Origin of the sequence: Nostoc foliaceum FACHB-393 (assembly GCF_014698505.1) — a bacterium.
GTDB classification, from domain to species: domain Bacteria; phylum Cyanobacteriota; class Cyanobacteriia; order Cyanobacteriales; family Nostocaceae; genus Nostoc; species Nostoc foliaceum_A.
Genome location: NZ_JACJTD010000035.1, coordinates 65,721 through 83,426 on the forward strand (window position 1 = coordinate 65,721; position 17,706 = coordinate 83,426).

A 17,706-nucleotide genomic window follows, 5' to 3' on the forward strand; every position below is an offset into this window, starting at 1 on the left:
ATTCTAAATTCTATTTCAACATGCTTTTCTTTTTACCGATTAGCTTAGTCTATTTTAATTGTGCCGATCGCGGCGTAGAAATAATGTCAAAGGGAATTAGACGATGACGACACCAATTGTCAGAAGAAGTAATCAATCTGGTCAGTCAAAACGACCAGAAAGAGCCAGTTCGCTGCTGCTAGCAAGCAGGCGTTTTGCTGCTTGGGCGGCTGAAATCACACTAGTGGTTACCAGTGGTTTGATTCCCTTCGGCATTGGTGTCTATGCCAATTCTAGAAGCGATCTTAATCGAGTACCGCTTAATCCCGTGCTGGTAGTCACAGAAAGAGCGATCGCTCGACCCTTAGCTTTACCTGTGAGTTATGGCATCCGTAACGTAGCATGGCCGACTAATATTTTGTGGACAATCGCCCTATTAGCGCCTGTAACTCTCTCGTGGTGGCAATTATATTTACTAGCTAAGACTGGTAGCACAATTCCTAAACGTTGGTTAAAAGTGCGTGTTGTCAACGAGCACGGGAGACCTCCTGGTTTGGGAGCAGTTGTGATTAGAGAAGGAGTTGGGCGTTGGACTGTACCCATTTCCATTGCCTATCTGCTGTGGCGTTACAGCTTTGCTTTTCCTAATTTAGGATTATTCACATTTTTGTCTTTGTTAATGATTGTGGGTGAAGGGATAGGCTTACCGTCGCGCCGGGGCCGTCGCGCACTGCACGATCAACTTGCAGGTACTTATACAATAGATGCGCTCTTACCTAGCAATAGACAAGCTCAGTCTGCTGACGGTAATGATCAAGCAGAAGAATGGCAAGAAGGAGAAGAATTAGCGGCAGCCCAAACCAACCAGTCGCCTAATCTGTGGCGGCGGATACAGCAAAACCCTAATCTGACTTTGTTTGGGGTAGGGCTGACGAGTATGACTGCTGTGTTGGCAACTTTAATAGGAACTCAAGTTTATATCCAAATTCAACAATCCCAGCGAGCAACCAAGCAAATCAACAGCCAACAGTTCCTCGAACTTGTTAAACAATTAACTCCCAACTCTGGGGCGACTAATGAGCAACGCCAAAGTGCAATTCTGGCTATGGGTGGTCTTAATGACCCACAGTCCATTAAATTTCTGGCGGGTCTCTTGGTTACTGAAACAAACCCCAGCCTCCTGGATACGATTCAACAAGCTTTGACAACTGTCGGGCCCCAAGCCATCCCGGAATTAAAAAATAAGAATCAGTTTCTGGTTAGCGAACTGGAGTCTGTAGGCAGCACTGCAACTCAAGAACGAGAATTGCGGCAAGGGCGGCTACAAAGAAACCAGCGGACGATCAACAAGATTCTCTCTGTTTACAGCGGTAAAATCCAGGGCGTTGACCTTAGCAGCACCCAATTAGGTCAAAGCGGTACTCCAGGAAGTTCCTTCTTCAACTTGGTACTAGACAACCTTGATTTATCAGGGCTTAAGTTCAAATCTGCAAATCTTAACCAAGCCAGCTTTAAGGGTAGCCGCTTTCGGGGTGCGGGTGAAGATGGACGCTGGGATACCTACGACGATGTGATGGCTGATTTAAGTCAAGCTCAGTTGCAGCAAGCCAATCTTACTGATGCTAACCTCAGTCGTGTCTTGATGAACCGGATCGATTTGAGCCGCGCCACTCTCAACAGAGCTAATTTATCCAATGCGCGTCTATTTGACGCTAAACTCAACAGCACTCAACTAGTAGGAGCCGATCTGCGAAACGCAGTTTTGGAAAAAGCGAGCTTAACTGGGGCTGATTTAGGTGACGCCAAATTGAACGAAGCCAATCTATACGCTGCCCGTTTAGGTCGCGTTACTGCTATAGGAACACAATTATCCTTTGCCAACTTAACTAACACTGATTGGCAAGGGGCAGATTTATCAGGAGCCTATTTGGATCGTGCTAATCTCAGCAATGCTAACCTCAGTGCCACTCGTCTAGCTGGCGCTGTTTTGCGTTCTGCCCAGATGGAAAACGTTAACTTGCAAAATGCCGACCTGAGCCTTGCAGATTTACGGGGGGCAAATGTCGCCGGAGCAGATTTTAAAGGGGCAATTCTCGCTCCTAGCAAACAAGACCCAGCAGATCAATTTGTCCAGACTCCAGATTTAGGCTCAGTATCTGCTGTAGTCCAAGGCGTTGATTTTTCCCAAGCCAAAAATTTAGATGCCAAGCAATTAGCTTACATTTGTACTCAAGGAGGCATTCATCCCCGTTGCCCGTAGAATGGGATGGGGAGCAGGGGGGCAAGAAATAACCAATGCCCCATAACCCCATGACTAATGACTAATTGGTATGAGGAGTTGGGTTATGAAGCATATTCCATATTTGGTTTCAGTTTTGGCGGCTGGCTTGGTCTTGAGTCTGGCGAGTACGAAACCAGCACAAGCTCAAGTAGCCTATGGTAGTTATATCGGTATAGGCCCCACTATTGGCTTTACTGATGGTATCCAATTGGGGGGGGTTATAGCGGGTCGCTACAAGCTTCTAGAAGCACCAATTTCACTGCGTGCCCAAGTGTTAATTGGTAATAATACGGCAGTTGTGCCAACAGTTTCCTACGATTTTCCCCTTAACTGGCAAGCTGATGCCTACCTGGGTGCTGGGTTAGTATTGGCTGGTGGTGGTGGATCTTCTCCTGTAGGCGACAAAATCAGTTTTGCGTTACAACCGGGGATTGATTATATGATCCCAAATAGCAATACTGTCCTTTTTGGCAACGCCATCATTGCTTTTGATGCCTACCGTGATAGCAGTGGTACAGCTATCTCTGTGCAGGGTGGTGTTGGTTTGAGATTTTAATGGGCAGATGAAAACACTACTGCGATCGCTATCCTATTCCTAAGAAGCGTTAAACTTCATTGCAAATCAAGAAGTTAGTCCAAACAACATGATAATTTTTGGTCATGAAGAGAGACAGCACAGGATTAACACAGGAGAACACAGTGGCAATGGAATCAAATTTATTAACGGATGCGGGCGCAGATGAAATGAATCAAGATTTCAGTGAATATGTCGCCAATCTGCAACTTCACATGACTCTGCAAGCTCGCAATCTTGTTCCAACCCTGAAACAAACGCTGGTAGATAGTCGCCAGCAATTACTCCATCAAACCCAAGCCCACTTTGAAAAGCTAGTTTCTCGACAAGGGCTATAAATATATACAAATTTTAATCAAAATTCAAATAAAATAAAGGCAGATGTTGTTGGGTTAATGCCAATGGTGTTCTCACAAGGTCTGCTTTTTCTGCTTTTTTAAGTATTAAGTTACTAAAATCACCCTTTTGGCGCAATAGTAAGGGGCAGAAAGTAGTTAATATTATTGCAGCAGTTCCTTTGAAGAGCAGTTAGTTAAGGCTAAATAGCGGCTCGAATAAAAATGACTTCATTACTTCCCAGAAACCTCAGCGTTGTTATCCGACCAGTCCAATACCGGGATTTGGACGGCATTGAGCGCATAACTCAAGAGTCATTCGCAGCCCTCACTCCCAAGCGAGCAGGTTTTACCATCAGCCAGATGCAAAGGCTGCGTCGCTGGTATGGATTACTCAAATTTTTGAGTTGGTTTCCTAACCCGCTTCAGTATCGCCTTTGTGCCTATGTAGCAGAGCAAGGGCGGATGCTGTTAGGGATGATTCAAGTGTCACCCTTTAACCGGACACGCAGCACTTGGCGAATTGATCAAGTGTTGTTAGAGCGTGGTGTCGATAAACAAGGAGTTGGTTCGCAACTTTTGCGTCATTGCTTTGAATCGATTTTGGAAGCTCGCACTTGGCTACTGGAAGTTAACATCAATGACATTGAGGCGCTGGCACTATATCGACAAAATGGATTCCAGCGTCTGGCAGAAATGACATACTGGGAAATTGAACCAGAATTACTGGCTGAATTAGCACAAGCAGAGCCAGACTTGCCCAATCTATTGCCAGTGAGTAATGCTGATGCCCAGTTGCTATATCAATTAGATACAGCATCAATGCCACCTTTAGTGCGTCAGGTTTTTGACCGTAATACCCGTGACTTTAAAACCAGCTTGTTCGGTGCTTTAACTGATGCAGTGAAGCAATGGCTGACCAAAACAGAAGTAGTCAGCGGTTACGTATTTGAACCCCAACGCAAAGCTGCGATCGGTTATTTTCAAGTGCAACTTGACCGTAAGGGTGAAGTTCCCCACGTTGCAACGCTGACGGTTCATCCTGCTTACACCTGGCTGTATCCAGAATTACTATCTCAACTGGCTCGTATTGCCCAAGATTTTCCCCAGCAAGGGTTGCAATTAGCTTCCTCTGACTATCAGGCAGAGCGAGAAGAGTATTTGGAACGAATCGGGGCAAAACGCATAGAACATACATTAGTTATGTCTCGCTCTGTGTGGCACAAGCTACGGGAGTCTAAATTCGTCTCTTTAGAAGGAATTCAGTGGACTGATATGCTGCAAGGTTTACAACCGGCACGTAAACCGATACCAGGTGGGATGTCATGGATACAACCAGGAAAGTTGCCATCGTCAGATAAACCACTGCCAAGCAAGTCAGAACCGATTAACTTTTCGGGAAAAAACCCTAGCATGGAAGCATCATCGATTTCTGAATCAGCAGATGCACAGCAGGAGAATTAATTGTGATATCCCAAGAGCAACCAAAACCGTTTATTTCAGCGTTGGGACTAGATTTTGGTCGCAAGCGGATTGGTGTGGCTGGGTGCGATCGCACTGGTTTAATAGCCACGGGGATCACCACAATTGAGCGCACATCTTTTGAGCAGGATGTCGAGCAAATCCGGCAAATAGTTAATGAACGCGAGGTGCAAATCCTAGTTATGGGCTTACCTTATTCAATGGATGGCTCACTGGGATTTCAGGCGCGTCAAGTTCAGAAATTTACTACAAGACTTGCTAAAGCACTGAAACTGCCCGTGGAATATATGGATGAGCGATTAACTTCATTTCAAGCAGAGCAACTGCTGATAGCTGAGAACCGCTCCCCGTCACGCCATAAAGGTTTGATAGACCGGAAGGCAGCCGCTTTGATTTTGCAACAATGGTTGGATGTTAAGCGTGCTAGTTCTCGCAGTTCAGTGGCGGCTATTGAGTATTGATACCTTTTAACATGATATTCTGAAAACGATTAGCCAGCAGTTGTATCTACGTGTAAAGCTATTTAGTTGACATTATATGTCATTAAATAGTTAAGCGATTTTCAAAGTTGCTGGTATTTATTAAATTTCTAAATTTCGGCTATGTTTTCCTCTCCATTTCCTGAAGAAAATGATAACGCTCATGCGGGTTCCATCACTTTAACCGATGACAAAGGGCGATCGCTCGAATGTTACATAGAGCATTCCCTCGAAGTAGATGGACAAGAATACGTTTTACTTCTTCCTGTAGACTCACCTGTAGAAATTTTTTCTTGGGAAGGTGACGGTGAAGAGGAAGAAGCAGTTCTGGTAGAAGATGACACCATTATTGAGCAAATTTTTGCTACTGCCCAAGCTGTCCTATCTGAGCAGAATCTGATCTTGAAGAATACAGCCTATGCTCTGACTGTTGCAGGTGATTTACCGCCAGTTGAAGAATCAGAACTCTTCACCTTAGAAATCGAAGACGAAGAGGCAGATTTAGAGCCAGAGCAATTACAGCTACTTGCTAGCTTTTATGATGAAGATCAGGAGTATGCAATTTATACACCCCTCGATCCCCTGTTGTTTTTTGCACGGATAGCTAAAACAGGTGAGCCGGAATTACTCTCTCCAGAGGAGTTTCGCAAAGTGCAACCTCTGTTAGAGGAACATCTTTTTAATGAAGTGGAATAAGATTAAAAATTCAAAATGTAACATTTTCATTTTGAATTTTTTAATTGAGAAATTTTCATTGTAATCACAATCTACTTAAACCTTTTACCATGTCCCATTAAATGTGGAATCAATGAAACATTAACACTAAATTGGGACAATTAATATTGTTTAAGATCCTGGAAAAAGCATTTTGGTAGAGATTTTTAGTTCCATTATCTAAAATAAAAAATTGGTATGAGATGCTGAAAATGGCTTATAGCGACTTTACATTAAGTAAATTTAAAAAGTCATTCAGCATCCACATTGATGAAGAAATTGATTTATGTGCCAACATAAAACCTTTACAGCCAAGCGCTCAACTCACAAATTCCTTAGAAGAAATGACAAAACTGGCTTTAGCAATTAATACTGAAAAAGCTCGTTCCGAAGTTTTCAGGAACAGATTTTAATGTAGATGTAGAAAAACGTCTGAATGGGTATTGGGACTTTATCATCAGTAGTTTTAAAGAGCAACTAACAATTAATCTGCCTGTGTTGATTATTATTGAAGCCAAAAATGAAAATATTAAAGCTGAATTAGGTCAATGTGCGGCCACAATTTTAGCCGCGCAATTTTTTAATCAATCATAAGAAAATGAAATTAGAAAAGTTTAAGGCGCAGTAACAACGGGGGATATTTGGAAATTTTTGAAGTTAGAATAAAACGATAGATTTATTGATTTGAGTAATTATTACATCAAAGAGATAGATAAGATTTTAGGAATTTTATCTCAAAATGTTCAGTGAGATATCCCAGGGTGGTGTTCGACTAACTAAACTATATTGGGTTATGCTCATTTGTCTAGAGCTACTTATAATTTGACGGTTGACTATGACCTGGAACAATCTTTTACAGCCTGACTTGATTTTAGAAGGTTCAGTGTTGAACCTAACACCAGATATTATCCAAAAATACAAGCTCAAGGGGCTTGTATTGGATGTAGATGAAACCTTAGTACCTTTTAGAGTAGGGTTGGCTTCCCTAGAACTACAAGAATGGGTAGAGCAAATTCGCGCCTGTACTGCATTGTGCTTGGTTAGTAATAACTTGAGTGAAGCGCGAATTGGTGGAATTGCGCGATCGCTTAATCTACCTTACTATTTGGGTGCAGCCAAGCCTTCCCGACGCAAAATTAGGGCAGCACTTAGGGGAATGGATCTACCAGTGCATCAAGTAGGGATGGTAGGCGATCGCTTGTTTACCGATGTTTTAGCAGGTAATCGCCTGGGAATGTTTACCATTTTAGTCGAACCGATTGTTCATGCCGACGCGGCCCTCCGCTCTCATCCCATCCGCAACTTTGAAGTTTGGATATCTGAAATTCTGGGAGCCTCTATTACCCCTAAGAAAACTAAGATTCACAAAAGTTGAGAAACCGTCAGGAAAGTAAATCTAAAGAAATGGTTAAGAAATCTTACTGGAATCCAAAAATCGGGGATCATAAGTATTAATAACATGGGGTCAGCCAAAAAAGACCCTACAGCATACAAAATAAATATAAACCCGTAAAGCGTCAGCCTTCACTATAGAGGGATTGGCGCTTTACAAATTTAGTTAGGAGTTAGAAGTTATGAGTTATGAATTAAATTCACCTCCTAACTCCTCACTCTTAACTCCTCACTTTTTAGATGTCATTAACAATTGTTGTCAAAATCGGCACTTCTAGCCTAACTCAACCAGAAACGGGACAATTAGCACTTTCTACAATCGCTACCTTGGCGGAAACACTCTGCCATTTAAGACACCAGGGACATCGGGTAATTTTGGTTTCTTCTGGTGCTGTGGGGGTGGGCTGTGCACGGTTGGGCTTAACTGAACGGCCCAAGGCGATCGCACTAAAACAGGCTGTAGCAGCAGTTGGACAAGGCAGGCTAATACGTGTGTATGATGATTTATTTACTACGTTACAACAGCCGATTGCTCAAGTATTACTGACTCGCAGTGACTTGGTACAGCGCAGCCGCTATCTCAACGCCTACAACACTTTTCAGGAACTGTTGGGACTGGGAGTGATCCCCATAGTCAATGAAAATGATACCGTAGCAATAGACGAACTAAAATTTGGTGATAATGATACCCTTTCGGCATTGGTTGCCAGTCTCGTAGAAGCAGATTGGCTATTTTTGCTCACCGATGTCGATAGGCTGTACTCAGCCGATCCGCGTTCCGTGCCAGATGCTCGGCCGATCGCTTTAGTGAGTAGCATTAAGGAATTAGCTCGATTACAAATACAAACAGGTTCCCAAGGTTCTCGGTGGGGAACTGGCGGTATGGTGACAAAAATTTCGGCTGCGAGAATTGCCATTGCGGCTGGAGTGCGTACCGTAATTACCCAAGGGCGATTTCCCAGAAATATAGAAAAAATTATTCAAGGTGAACTTATTGGGACGCATTTTGAACCGCAACCTGAACCAACTTCAGCGCGTAAACGTTGGATAGCTTACGGACTTGTACCTGTGGGTAAACTGTATCTAGATGAAGGTGCGATCGCAGCAATTTCTCTAGCGGGAAAATCGTTATTAGCTGCTGGAGTTAAGGCAGTAGAAGGAGAGTTTGACACACAGGACGCTGTGCAATTGTGTGACACCAACGGTAACGAAATTGCCAGAGGACTTGTTAATTACAACAGCGATCATCTGCAAAAAATTTGTGGGTGCCATTCACGGGAAATTCCTACGATTTTAGGCTATGTCGGTGCGGAAACAGTTATTCATCGGGATAATTTGGTTTTGATTTAAGAGGGAAATGAGATAACTTCCGTGGCTACTAATCGGGAGATCAAGAAATCTACTCCCTACTCCCCATCCCACACCCTCACACTTCCGGTTCAACACCCAAGGCTCGTAAGGAATGTGGATTAAATAAAATGCAAAACTTTTTAAGGGGGATTTAGGGGGATATAGGACGATTTTGGTTTTCTAGAAAGATGTGTGTACACCGTAGCCTTTATAAGGAGAGGGATTGAGGGTGAGGTAGGTGAGAGGCATAAATTGTATGTTATTTAATTCTTATTCCTAACTGTGCCGCCAAGTTTCAGCCCTTTCAGAGCAGCTTATTTAATTTCTCGCTCTTATTTAGCTCTTTCTACTCACGCCCAATTTAATGTCATGCCACTACTGGAAGTGCAAAGCGTAATGGTAAAACTCTTCATTCTTAATGTAATCTCGTGCTTCATAGAGTTGTTGCGCGGTTATGTTAGAAATTTGAGTAGATAAAATTACTCGAATTGCTCCACTTTGTTTTGCGTATTCTTCTGCAACACTCATCAATAACTTTGCAATTCCCTTCCGCCGATACGACTCTTCCACATACAAATCGTTCAATATCCAGACTCGTTTCATCGACACTGAAGAAAAGCTGGGATAAAGCTGAGTAAATCCAACTAATTCTCCATTGTCACTGGCTGCAAACACCACCGAGTCATTATTCTTGAAACGTTCTTTGAGAAACTCCTTGGCAGCTTCAAGGTTTGATGCCTGATTATAAAAAACACGATACCGATCAAATAGTACTGCAAGACTTTCAAGATGATTAATACTAGCCAAGAAAACTTCCATTGAGTGTCCTCATAACTTCAATGCTGTTTACACGCAATACTAGTTGGTTAAGTGAAATAGGAAGTGAAATTAATACAAATATGTTTGCGTTTTTTTTAATGAGAGAAGTAAACGTTGATAATTGAACTTATTTTTTTTGAGACTGTCGTACAAGTAAACCTAGTTTTGTTGAAGAGAATCAATGCATGATTACAAGTAATTGGTGGGCATTGCCCACCCTACCTAGACAATTTACTAGTTCATTAAGACTTTGGTTTATAAGTTGAAGCAACGTGCAATTCTTTCAACTGTTTAGCATCTACACTCGAAGGTGCATCTGTTAACAAACAACGCGCTTGTTGTGTTTTCGGAAAAGCAATGACATCTCGAATAGATTCTTCTCCAGCTAGCAACATTACCAAACGATCTAAACCGTAGGCGATGCCACCATGCGGTGGTGTACCATATTCAAATGCTTCTAACAGAAAGCCAAATTTATTTTGTGCTTCTTCTGGAGATAAACCAATCGCTTCAAACACTTGCTGTTGAATTTCTCGCTGATAAATCCGCAGACTTCCGCCGCCAACTTCCACGCCGTTAAGTACCAAGTCGTAAGCTTGGGCGCGTGCAGTTTTTAAGTCGCTCAAATCATCAGGATGCGGTGCTGTAAATGGGTGGTGTAGTGCTTCTAGACGTTTTTCGTCAGCATTCCACTCGAACATTGGGAAATCTGTAATCCACAGCAAGTTGGTTTTTTCTGGATCAATTAAACCAAACTCTTTAGCGATCGCTTGCCGTAATCTATCTAAAGTTTTATTAACTGTAGCAGCATCACTAGCCCCAAACAACAGCAGATGTCCAGCTTTAGCACCTGTACGGCGTAAAATTTCTTGTTTTTGTTCTTCGCTGAGGTTGTCTTTAATCGCGCCAATAGTGTCAATTTCGCCATCATCCCTAACACGGATATAAGCTAAACCTTTAGCACCGGCTTCGCTAGCTTCTTTAAATAAGTCACCGCCTGGTTTAATGCGGACATTAGAAATTACATCGTTACCGTTGGGAATGGGTAAGATTTTGACGATACCACCATTGGTAACAGTGTCCCGAAAGACTTTGAAACCAGAGTCTTTGACAATATCTGAGACATCAACTAATTCCAAACCATAGCGTGTATCTGGTTTATCACTACCGTAGCGTTCCATCCCCTCAGCGTAAGTAAGACGGGGGAAAGGACGCTGTAACTCAATGCCTTTAACGGTTTTAAAGATATGGCAAACTAAATTTTCATTCAGTTCGATAATTTCTTCTTGGGACATGAAGCTCATTTCCATGTCCAATTGAGTAAATTCCGGTTGTCTGTCGGCGCGTAAGTCTTCGTCACGAAAACAACGGGCAATCTGATAATATCTGTCCAAACCAGATACCATCAGCAATTGTTTAAATAGCTGGGGCGATTGCGGCAAAGCATACCACTCACCAGGATTGACGCGACTGGGTAGAACATAATCCCGCGCCCCTTCTGGGGTAGAACGGGTAAGTATTGGGGTTTCGACTTCGATAAAACCTTCCAAATCTTCCAGATAACGACGCATAGCTTTGACAATTTGATGACGCAGTTGCAAATTTTGCGCCATGCGTTCGCGTCGCAAATCCAAATAACGATATTTCAGCCGCAAGTCTTCCCGCACTGTCTCAGTGTCAGCTATGGAAACTTGGAAAGGTAACTGTTTACGGACAGCATTGAGGAGTTTAATTTTGTCGGCGTAGATTTCTACCTCGCCTGTTGGGATGCGGGTATTCAACGATTCTTCGGGACGTTGTGTTACCCTACCAGTGATTTCGACAACATATTCATTTCGCAGGGCGTTTGCATGTTCGTAAGAATCTGGGGTGCGTTGCGGATCGCTGACGATTTGGACAATTCCAGAGCGATCGCGTAAATCTAAAAATATCACACCACCATGATCGCGGCGACGGTCTATCCATCCGTAAAAGGTAACAGTTTCTCCAATATGTTCTTTTCGGAGTTCGCCGCAATAGTGAGTTCGCATAAGTCTTAGTTAGTGTTTCCGGGCTAGATTGGCAAGCAAATGTCAAAGCTTTCCCATTATCTAGCATCAATAGTAATTGTAGTAATAAACATACAATAATCTCACACCAATTTGGCAAAGGTCGATTGGGGGAGTGGGTGAGGCACAAAACCTGAAAGAAGACACGATGAAGCAAAGAAATTATCAGATACTCTCACCATGTCCCAGCACCACCATCTTTTACGTAATATAATGTTTCCGTTTTTACACTACTTATTTTGTGTAACTGAATTCTGGAGCACAACTGATAACTGTTAATCACTGTCTCAATAAAAATTTTTATTTAATAACTGTTCTATCAGAAAAGAACAATCCAAAGGGTATTATGCGTTCGTTGGTTTTCTAACTCCTAATGTAGCTTTTTTGCTTTCTTTTATTGCCAGTTTTGAGCATCAGTAATGCCAACAGAATTGTCCCAAAGCGAATTGCCAGATGATGGAGGATTTTTAGCGCACCCTCCACATCACCTCCTGCTCCATGCAATATCAATACCAGTGGAGCGGGTTGATCTGCTCAACTGAAGTAATAGCTATGTTTAAATGTCCTCTAAATGTTGAGTTACACTTGAATAGAGTGAGTCGAAGTCCTGACGGTTTCTGTCGTTTGAGTTAGCGATGTCTTCTCCTGTCAGAGACGCTATGTGTTAATGAGTCAGATTAATAGATGTATCTGTGCATTGCTTATCTACAAGCTACATTAGCGATCGCTAAAGCCTACATATTTTTAGTTAAGAATATATCTAATATGAAAACATCAATCAAAATAGTTAATTTTAATTGTAATTAAAGACGAAGTAAGTTAATTAAAAATGTAATTAACAATACAAATAACTTGATTTTAGAAGCCCTTTTCTATGCAGCTCCATATTAAATTGGTATAAGTCTCAAAGGTAAGTATAAAGCCTGTTTTACTTCTGACTTTTGAATTCTGAATTATGCTGTAATATATGCAAAAATTATTAGATTCAATTAACGCATTCTTACTTACGACTTCTTCATCGCTGGATACTGTTTCAAAACTTGCTGCAAATATTGTCCAGTATAAGACCTGGAATTTTTTGCAACTTCCTCTGGTGTCCCTACAGCAATCAATTCTCCGCCTTTGTCGCCACCTTCTGGTCCCAAATCTATCACCCAATCAGAACAACGAATTACATCTAAGTTGTGTTCAATGACTAATATTGAATTCCCTTTATCTACCAATCGTTGCAACACATCTAATAATTTGTGGACATCGTAAAAAGATAACCCTGTTGTCGGTTCATCTATTAAATAAAGTGTCTTTCCTGTGGCGCGTCGAGATAATTCTGTTGCCAATTTCACCCGTTGCGCTTCCCCACCAGATAAGGTAGTTGCAGGTTGTCCTAGTTGGACGTAACCCAAGCCGACATCAAATAAAGTTTGCAAACGCGCGATCGCTTTGGGTATATTCTGGAAAAAGTCTAAACTTTCCTCAACTGTCATTCTCAGTACATCAGAAATCGACTTATCTTTGTACTTCACTTGCAAAGTTTCGCGGTTGTATCTTGCACCTTTACAAATTTCGCATTGCACGTAAACATCAGGGAGAAAGTTCATTTCAATAACATTCACACCCTGTCCGCTACAAGCTTCGCAACGTCCACCTTTAACGTTGAAAGAAAATTGTCCGGGTTTATAACCCCTGGCTTTGGCTTCTACTGTTTGGGAAAATACATCCCGAATCGCATCGAAAATTCCTGTGTAAGTTGCAGGGTTAGAACGTGGTGTGCGTCCAATTGGGGATTGATCGATAACGATCGCTTTATCAATCGCATTCAATCCCTGAATTTTATCCAAATGTCTGGGTAAGGGAACTTTCTTTGTTAAATGGTGTTGCAGAGATGGGTACAGTAATTCGTTAATCAGCGTAGATTTGCCAGAACCAGACACACCAGTGATCGAGACGAGTTTACCTAATGGAATGTCTACATCTATATTTTGTAGATTGTTGCGATGGGCATTTTTAATTCCCAAACTACGCCCATTTCCTTCTCGGCGTTCTGCTGGTGTGGTAATTACTCGCCTTCCTGATAAATATGCACCCGTCAAAGAATCTTCTGCTGCTAATAATGCCTGAAAATCACCTTGGGCGATAATATTTCCACCGTGAATTCCTGCACCAGGGCCAATATCAACAATGTGGTTAGCTGCACGAATTGTTTCTTCATCGTGTTCAACGACAATTAATGTATTACCCAAATCGCGCAACTTAGTTAAAGTTTTTAGTAACCTGCCATTATCTCGTTGATGCAAACCAATACTCGGTTCATCTAAAACGTAGAGAACTCCTGTTAAACCAGAACCAATTTGCGTTGCTAGACGAATCCGTTGGGCTTCGCCACCAGAAAGCGTCATGGCGGGACGATCGAGGGTGAGATAATCTAAACCTACATCCAACAAAAATTGCAATCTGGCTTTGATTTCTCGCAGGACTAAATCAGCAATTTGTAACTGGCGATCGCTCAACTTAAATTGCTCAATTCTCTCCCGACAATCTCGAATTGATACGGTAGTCAATTCTAAAATTCCATATTGTCCCAACTTCACCGCCAAGGCTTCCGGTTTTAACCGTTTTCCCTTACAAACCTCGCACGGTTGATCAATTAAATACTGCTCTAATTTTTGCTTAATTAATTCAGAACCACCTTCATATTGCCGTTGCAAAATTGGAATAGCACCTTTAAAACTCTGCTTTCTTTGTGCTTCTGCGGCTCGTTCATCTTTCTCGCCATACAGAAGAATTTGCTGCTGTTCTTCTGTCAGCTTGCCCCAATTTGTTTGTAATTCAAATCCATAAATCTGCCCCACACTATAGAGTAATTCCAAGTAATAAGAATTATCTTTTTCTGACCAAGGCGCGATCGCAGCATAAACTGGCGCTTCCCAGTCAGGTACGATCAAGTCTGGCGCAAATCTCCTTAAAGTTCCGATGCCATGACAGTGCGGACAAGCACCATAAGGCGAGTTAAAGGAGAACAATCGCGGCGATAGTTCCTCCATTACCGCGCCATGTTCTGGACAAGCAAAATTTTCCGAAAATACTAATTCTTCTTCTTTTTCTTGTCCGTCGTCACCAAGTAGACTCACCAGAATGGCTGCAATCCCACCCGATTGCTTGAGACACGTAGACAAAGAATCAACCAAACGCTCTTGAATATCAGCTTTTTTCACCAAGCGGTCAATTACCACTTCGATGGTGTGGGTAAAATTTTTATCCAATTCAATGGAATCTGACAGTTCGCGGATCTCGCCATTGATCCGCACGCGGACAAAACCTTGAGAAGCAAGACTTGACAAAAGCTTACGGTGTGTGCCCTTCTTACCCCGGACAACGGGTGCAAGAATTTGGAAGCGGGTGCGATCTGGTAATTCCATGATGCGATCGCACATCTCATCAATTGTCTGGGGGGCAATACAGCGATCGCATATCGGACAATGAGGTTCGCCAGCCCGACCAAACAACAGCCGCAAATAGTCGTAAATTTCTGTCACTGTACCCACAGTCGAACGGGGGTTATGAGACGTTGACTTTTGGTCAATAGAAATGGCTGGACTTAAGCCTTCAATCGCTTCAACATCCGGCTTATCCAGTTGTCCTAAAAATTGCCGTGCGTAGGCGCTGAGGGATTCTACATAGCGACGTTGCCCTTCAGCGAAAATGGTATCAAAGGCTAAAGAAGACTTACCAGAACCAGAAACGCCAGTGAATACGATTAGGCGATCGCGTGGCAATTCCAAGTCAATATTTTTCAGATTATGCTGCCTAGCACCCCGAATCCGAATGGTATTCTGGCTGTTGTGGCTGGGGTACGGAAGATGTCCATTCAAGGATGCTGCTAGCTGTTTGTCTGACATATTGGGCGGCAAAGAAGGAGTTTCTTATGAAACAGTCCTTAATAATACTATCTTTAATCAGTTTATAGTAGAACAATCGTACTGTTTTAAATTGAAGTTGTACTTGAGATATTCTGAATCATGCTAGCCAATGCAGCCACTCATAATGTCACCTGGGAAAAGTTACCTGATGATTTTGTTTTAGACAACGAACCAGTGGATAACATTAATCAGCCACTCTTGGCTGCTGCTTTAACAGAAAGCTTGGAACTTGCTGGCAGATTACCCACCGATGCTTTAACCATCACTAACTACGGTATCTGCGCCACCTTGAATAATCGATTTGTGGTAAAAGCGCCAGATTGGGGATATGTATCATCTATTCGAGTCTCACGAGAAGAAGTGAAGCGCAGTTATACGCCACGACTCCAAGGTGATATTCCGGTAATTGTGATGGAATTTCTCTCAGATACCGAAGGTGGAGAGTATTCGAGTAAACCGACCTATCCCCCAGGTAAATGGTTTTATTATGAGCAGATTTTACAAGTGCCAAACTATGCCATTTTTGAACCAGAGCAAGGAGTGTTAGAAGTTTATCGGCGAGATGATTTAGGAAATTATGAACTGCAAACACCGGATGCAAATAATCGTCACTGGATTGCCGAAATGAATTTGTTTTTAGGCGTATGGCAAGGAAGCCGAGAGAACCGCACAGGTTATTGGTTACGTTGGTGGGATGACAACGGCGAACTATTACTGTGGGGTTTGGAGTTAGCAGCAAAAGAACGGCAAGAGAAAAATGTCGCTCAACAGCTTGCAGAACAAGAAAGTCAGCGTGCAGAAAGATTAGCAGCCCAGTTAAAAGCGCTGGGAGTAGAACCGGAGGTTTAACTCGGAACTTCGACCTTTTGACTCGGCCATTCGTGTTCAGAACTCGGAACTTCAGCCTTTTTGCTCGGTCATTGGTGTTCGGAACTCGGAAGTTCGACCTTTTTACTCGGTCATTGGTGTTCGGAACTCAGAAGTTCGACCTTTTTGCTCGGTCATTGGTGTTCGGAACTCGGAAGTTCGATCTTTTTGCTCGGTTATTGGTGTTCAGAACTTGAAACACCGAGTTCAGAACTGCGATCGCATTTTTAATTTACCGAGCGATCGCCTTTGGCTCTACATTTAAGATTAAAATCACTGCAAAAATTAGGTTCTCAACTGCGATCGCATTTCTTTTTTACTGAGCGAGTTTTTAAGTACTAAATATAATTTTTCCGTTGACTATTGCCACTAATTTTACTTTCAATGGCCCGGCTGTATAAGTATCCTCTGCTGCGATCGCTTTGATCTCTAAGGGTTGATTATACTGTCTTAGTTGGTCGACAAAGCTGAGAAAAGTCTCCTCTACTTGCACATTTTCGACAATTCCGGCATTACGGGCACGAAATTGGGAAGCAGAAATTAGTATGTCCAGGCGTTGCCGTAACTGATAAGATGTCATGTTTTTGGAATCGGCAGTAGTTGTGGCTAGCACTACCCCTCTCGAAAAAACCAGTTGATTCTGGGCTGTATCCGCGAAAAATTCTATCTGCTTTTCTCCCCTGACGTAATTACCAGCAGAGAAAATTCGCACGACGTATTCTTGACCATCGCTAATCTGCTTGTTCAACTGGTCAATCCTATCCTGGGTCACGCGCAGTAGCTCTACATTTGCCGGAATTGCACCAGGGTCGCTTAATTGTAAGTTGGCGTTGCGATTGGCTTCTTGTAAAAGTTGTATCACTGCCTGACGAGCAGCAGCAGGTTGGGTAACACGAACTACACCAGCAGACAGAACCTGACCGCGAACTAAGGCCAGCTTACCTAGACGCAGGTCGCGGTAGGACTGATAATATTTTTCCAGCCTTGCAACTTCCATTTCTAGTTGCTCCTGTTGTGCTTCCAATTCTTTGAGGCGCGATTCCCGTTTGGCAATCACTTGCTCTCGTGCTGCAACTTCTACATTACGTTTTTGAATTAGTTGATCCAGTTGGGCAATTTTTTGATCGCGCACTTCTATGGCTTCTTGACGATTAGCAAGTTCGCGCTCGCGTTTTTCAAGCGCTGTTTTGTGTTCGTTAACGGCTTTTTTCGCTTCAGCGTATAGTCGTTGACGTTCTGTCTTCAGTAGTTCAACTGCTACCTGTAGTTCATTAAAAATTATGAAATAACGCGATGTGGAACTTATTCTTAAAACCCCTCTCCAAACCTCTCCCCGAAACGGCTACGGTGTACACACAAGTAGACCTAGAGCGAGTTTCCAGCCAAGAAAGGTGGATTCAAACTGATAAAGTCCACGAACTAAAGTAATAATTCCCGCAGGTTTTTGAGACCTATAACCAGACCAGCCA

Annotated in this window: 13 protein-coding genes and 2 pseudogenes; 11 read left to right on the forward strand and 4 right to left on the reverse strand. The window is 42.7% G+C overall.

Translation table 11 applies throughout. The annotated features are described in order from the left end of the window. Positions 1–103 precede the first annotated feature (103 nt). The 9 genes and pseudogenes from H6G92_RS24670 to proB all read left to right on the forward strand — a co-directional run bounded on the left by H6G92_RS24670 (position 104) and on the right by proB (position 8,586). Positions 104–2,239, forward strand: a complete 2,136-nt coding sequence (locus H6G92_RS24670) for a pentapeptide repeat-containing protein (RefSeq protein ID WP_190896720.1) — start codon at positions 104–106, stop codon at positions 2,237–2,239. An 85-nt stretch (positions 2,240–2,324) separates the two neighbouring features. Continuing rightward, a complete protein-coding gene (locus H6G92_RS24675) occupies positions 2,325–2,816 on the forward strand; it encodes a hypothetical protein (RefSeq protein WP_190896722.1) in 492 nt (163 codons plus the stop codon). Between the two features lie 149 nt (positions 2,817–2,965). After that, positions 2,966–3,172: a hypothetical protein gene (locus H6G92_RS24680; RefSeq protein ID WP_190896752.1), complete on the forward strand. Its 207-nt coding sequence runs from the start codon at positions 2,966–2,968 to the stop codon at positions 3,170–3,172. Between the two features lie 222 nt (positions 3,173–3,394). Next, positions 3,395–4,633: a GNAT family N-acetyltransferase gene (locus H6G92_RS24685; protein ID WP_190896724.1), complete on the forward strand. Its 1,239-nt coding sequence runs from the start codon at positions 3,395–3,397 to the stop codon at positions 4,631–4,633. Positions 4,634–4,635: 2 nt separating this feature from the next. Continuing rightward, positions 4,636–5,112, forward strand: a complete 477-nt coding sequence (gene ruvX, locus H6G92_RS24690) for a Holliday junction resolvase RuvX (protein WP_190896727.1) — start codon at positions 4,636–4,638, stop codon at positions 5,110–5,112. A 141-nt stretch (positions 5,113–5,253) separates the two neighbouring features. Then, the gene (locus tag H6G92_RS24695) at positions 5,254–5,826 is read left to right on the forward strand and encodes a DUF3727 domain-containing protein (RefSeq protein WP_190896729.1); all 573 of its coding nucleotides are present in this window, start codon (positions 5,254–5,256) and stop codon (positions 5,824–5,826) included. A gap of 230 nt (positions 5,827–6,056) precedes the next feature. Then, positions 6,057–6,594 (forward strand): annotated as a pseudogene (locus H6G92_RS24700) (hypothetical protein). Between the two features lie 85 nt (positions 6,595–6,679). Beyond that, positions 6,680–7,219, forward strand: a complete 540-nt coding sequence (locus H6G92_RS24705) for a YqeG family HAD IIIA-type phosphatase (protein WP_190896731.1) — start codon at positions 6,680–6,682, stop codon at positions 7,217–7,219. A gap of 257 nt (positions 7,220–7,476) precedes the next feature. Further along, on the forward strand, positions 7,477–8,586 hold the full coding sequence (gene proB, locus H6G92_RS24710; RefSeq protein ID WP_190896733.1) for a glutamate 5-kinase: 1,110 nt from the start codon (positions 7,477–7,479) through the stop codon (positions 8,584–8,586). Positions 8,587–8,961: 375 nt separating this feature from the next. On the opposite strand, the gene H6G92_RS24715 is transcribed toward proB, so the two are convergent. Together H6G92_RS24715 and aspS are read right to left on the reverse strand one after the other, a co-directional pair. Continuing rightward, positions 8,962–9,405 (reverse strand): GNAT family N-acetyltransferase, encoded by a 444-nt coding sequence (locus H6G92_RS24715; protein ID WP_190896735.1) that lies wholly within the window; start codon positions 9,403–9,405, stop codon positions 8,962–8,964. A 242-nt stretch (positions 9,406–9,647) separates the two neighbouring features. Further along, positions 9,648–11,435, reverse strand: a complete 1,788-nt coding sequence (aspS, locus tag H6G92_RS24720; RefSeq protein WP_190896737.1) for an aspartate--tRNA ligase — start codon at positions 11,433–11,435, stop codon at positions 9,648–9,650. Positions 11,436–11,872: 437 nt separating this feature from the next. Between aspS and H6G92_RS40465 the strand changes: the two genes are divergently transcribed. Continuing rightward, complete coding sequence (locus H6G92_RS40465) at positions 11,873–11,995, forward strand: hypothetical protein (protein ID WP_277926781.1); 123 nt, start codon at positions 11,873–11,875, stop codon at positions 11,993–11,995. A gap of 462 nt (positions 11,996–12,457) precedes the next feature. On the opposite strand, the gene uvrA is transcribed toward H6G92_RS40465, so the two are convergent. Then, positions 12,458–15,349: an excinuclease ABC subunit UvrA gene (gene uvrA / locus H6G92_RS24725; protein ID WP_190896740.1), complete on the reverse strand. Its 2,892-nt coding sequence runs from the start codon at positions 15,347–15,349 to the stop codon at positions 12,458–12,460. A gap of 120 nt (positions 15,350–15,469) precedes the next feature. On the opposite strand from uvrA, the gene H6G92_RS24730 reads away from it, so the two are divergent. Then, on the forward strand, positions 15,470–16,219 hold the full coding sequence (locus H6G92_RS24730; RefSeq protein ID WP_190896742.1) for a Uma2 family endonuclease: 750 nt from the start codon (positions 15,470–15,472) through the stop codon (positions 16,217–16,219). Between the two features lie 349 nt (positions 16,220–16,568). Here the strand turns inward: H6G92_RS24730 and H6G92_RS24735 are convergent. Then, positions 16,569–17,504, reverse strand: a pseudogene (locus H6G92_RS24735) (DUF3084 domain-containing protein); the annotation flags it as partial. Between the last annotated feature and the right edge of the window lie 202 nt (positions 17,505–17,706).

Bases quoted from the DNA above. Each gene is read 5' to 3' on its own strand.
- H6G92_RS24670 (WP_190896720.1), top strand. From the start codon at position 104: ATGACGACACCAATTGTCAGAAGAAGTAATCAATCTGGTCAGTCAAAA.
- H6G92_RS24675 (WP_190896722.1), top strand. From the start codon at position 2,325: ATGAAGCATATTCCATATTTGGTTTCAGTTTTGGCGGCTGGCTTGGTC.
- H6G92_RS24680 (WP_190896752.1), top strand. From the start codon at position 2,966: ATGGAATCAAATTTATTAACGGATGCGGGCGCAGATGAAATGAATCAA.
- H6G92_RS24685 (WP_190896724.1), top strand. From the start codon at position 3,395: ATGACTTCATTACTTCCCAGAAACCTCAGCGTTGTTATCCGACCAGTC.
- H6G92_RS24695 (WP_190896729.1), top strand. From the start codon at position 5,254: ATGTTTTCCTCTCCATTTCCTGAAGAAAATGATAACGCTCATGCGGGT.
- H6G92_RS24705 (WP_190896731.1), top strand. From the start codon at position 6,680: ATGACCTGGAACAATCTTTTACAGCCTGACTTGATTTTAGAAGGTTCA.
- proB (WP_190896733.1), top strand. From the start codon at position 7,477: ATGTCATTAACAATTGTTGTCAAAATCGGCACTTCTAGCCTAACTCAA.
- H6G92_RS24715 (WP_190896735.1), bottom strand. From the start codon at position 9,405: ATGGAAGTTTTCTTGGCTAGTATTAATCATCTTGAAAGTCTTGCAGTA.
- aspS (WP_190896737.1), bottom strand. From the start codon at position 11,435: ATGCGAACTCACTATTGCGGCGAACTCCGAAAAGAACATATTGGAGAA.
- H6G92_RS40465 (WP_277926781.1), top strand. From the start codon at position 11,873: ATGCCAACAGAATTGTCCCAAAGCGAATTGCCAGATGATGGAGGATTT.
- uvrA (WP_190896740.1), bottom strand. From the start codon at position 15,349: ATGTCAGACAAACAGCTAGCAGCATCCTTGAATGGACATCTTCCGTAC.
- H6G92_RS24730 (WP_190896742.1), top strand. From the start codon at position 15,470: ATGCTAGCCAATGCAGCCACTCATAATGTCACCTGGGAAAAGTTACCT.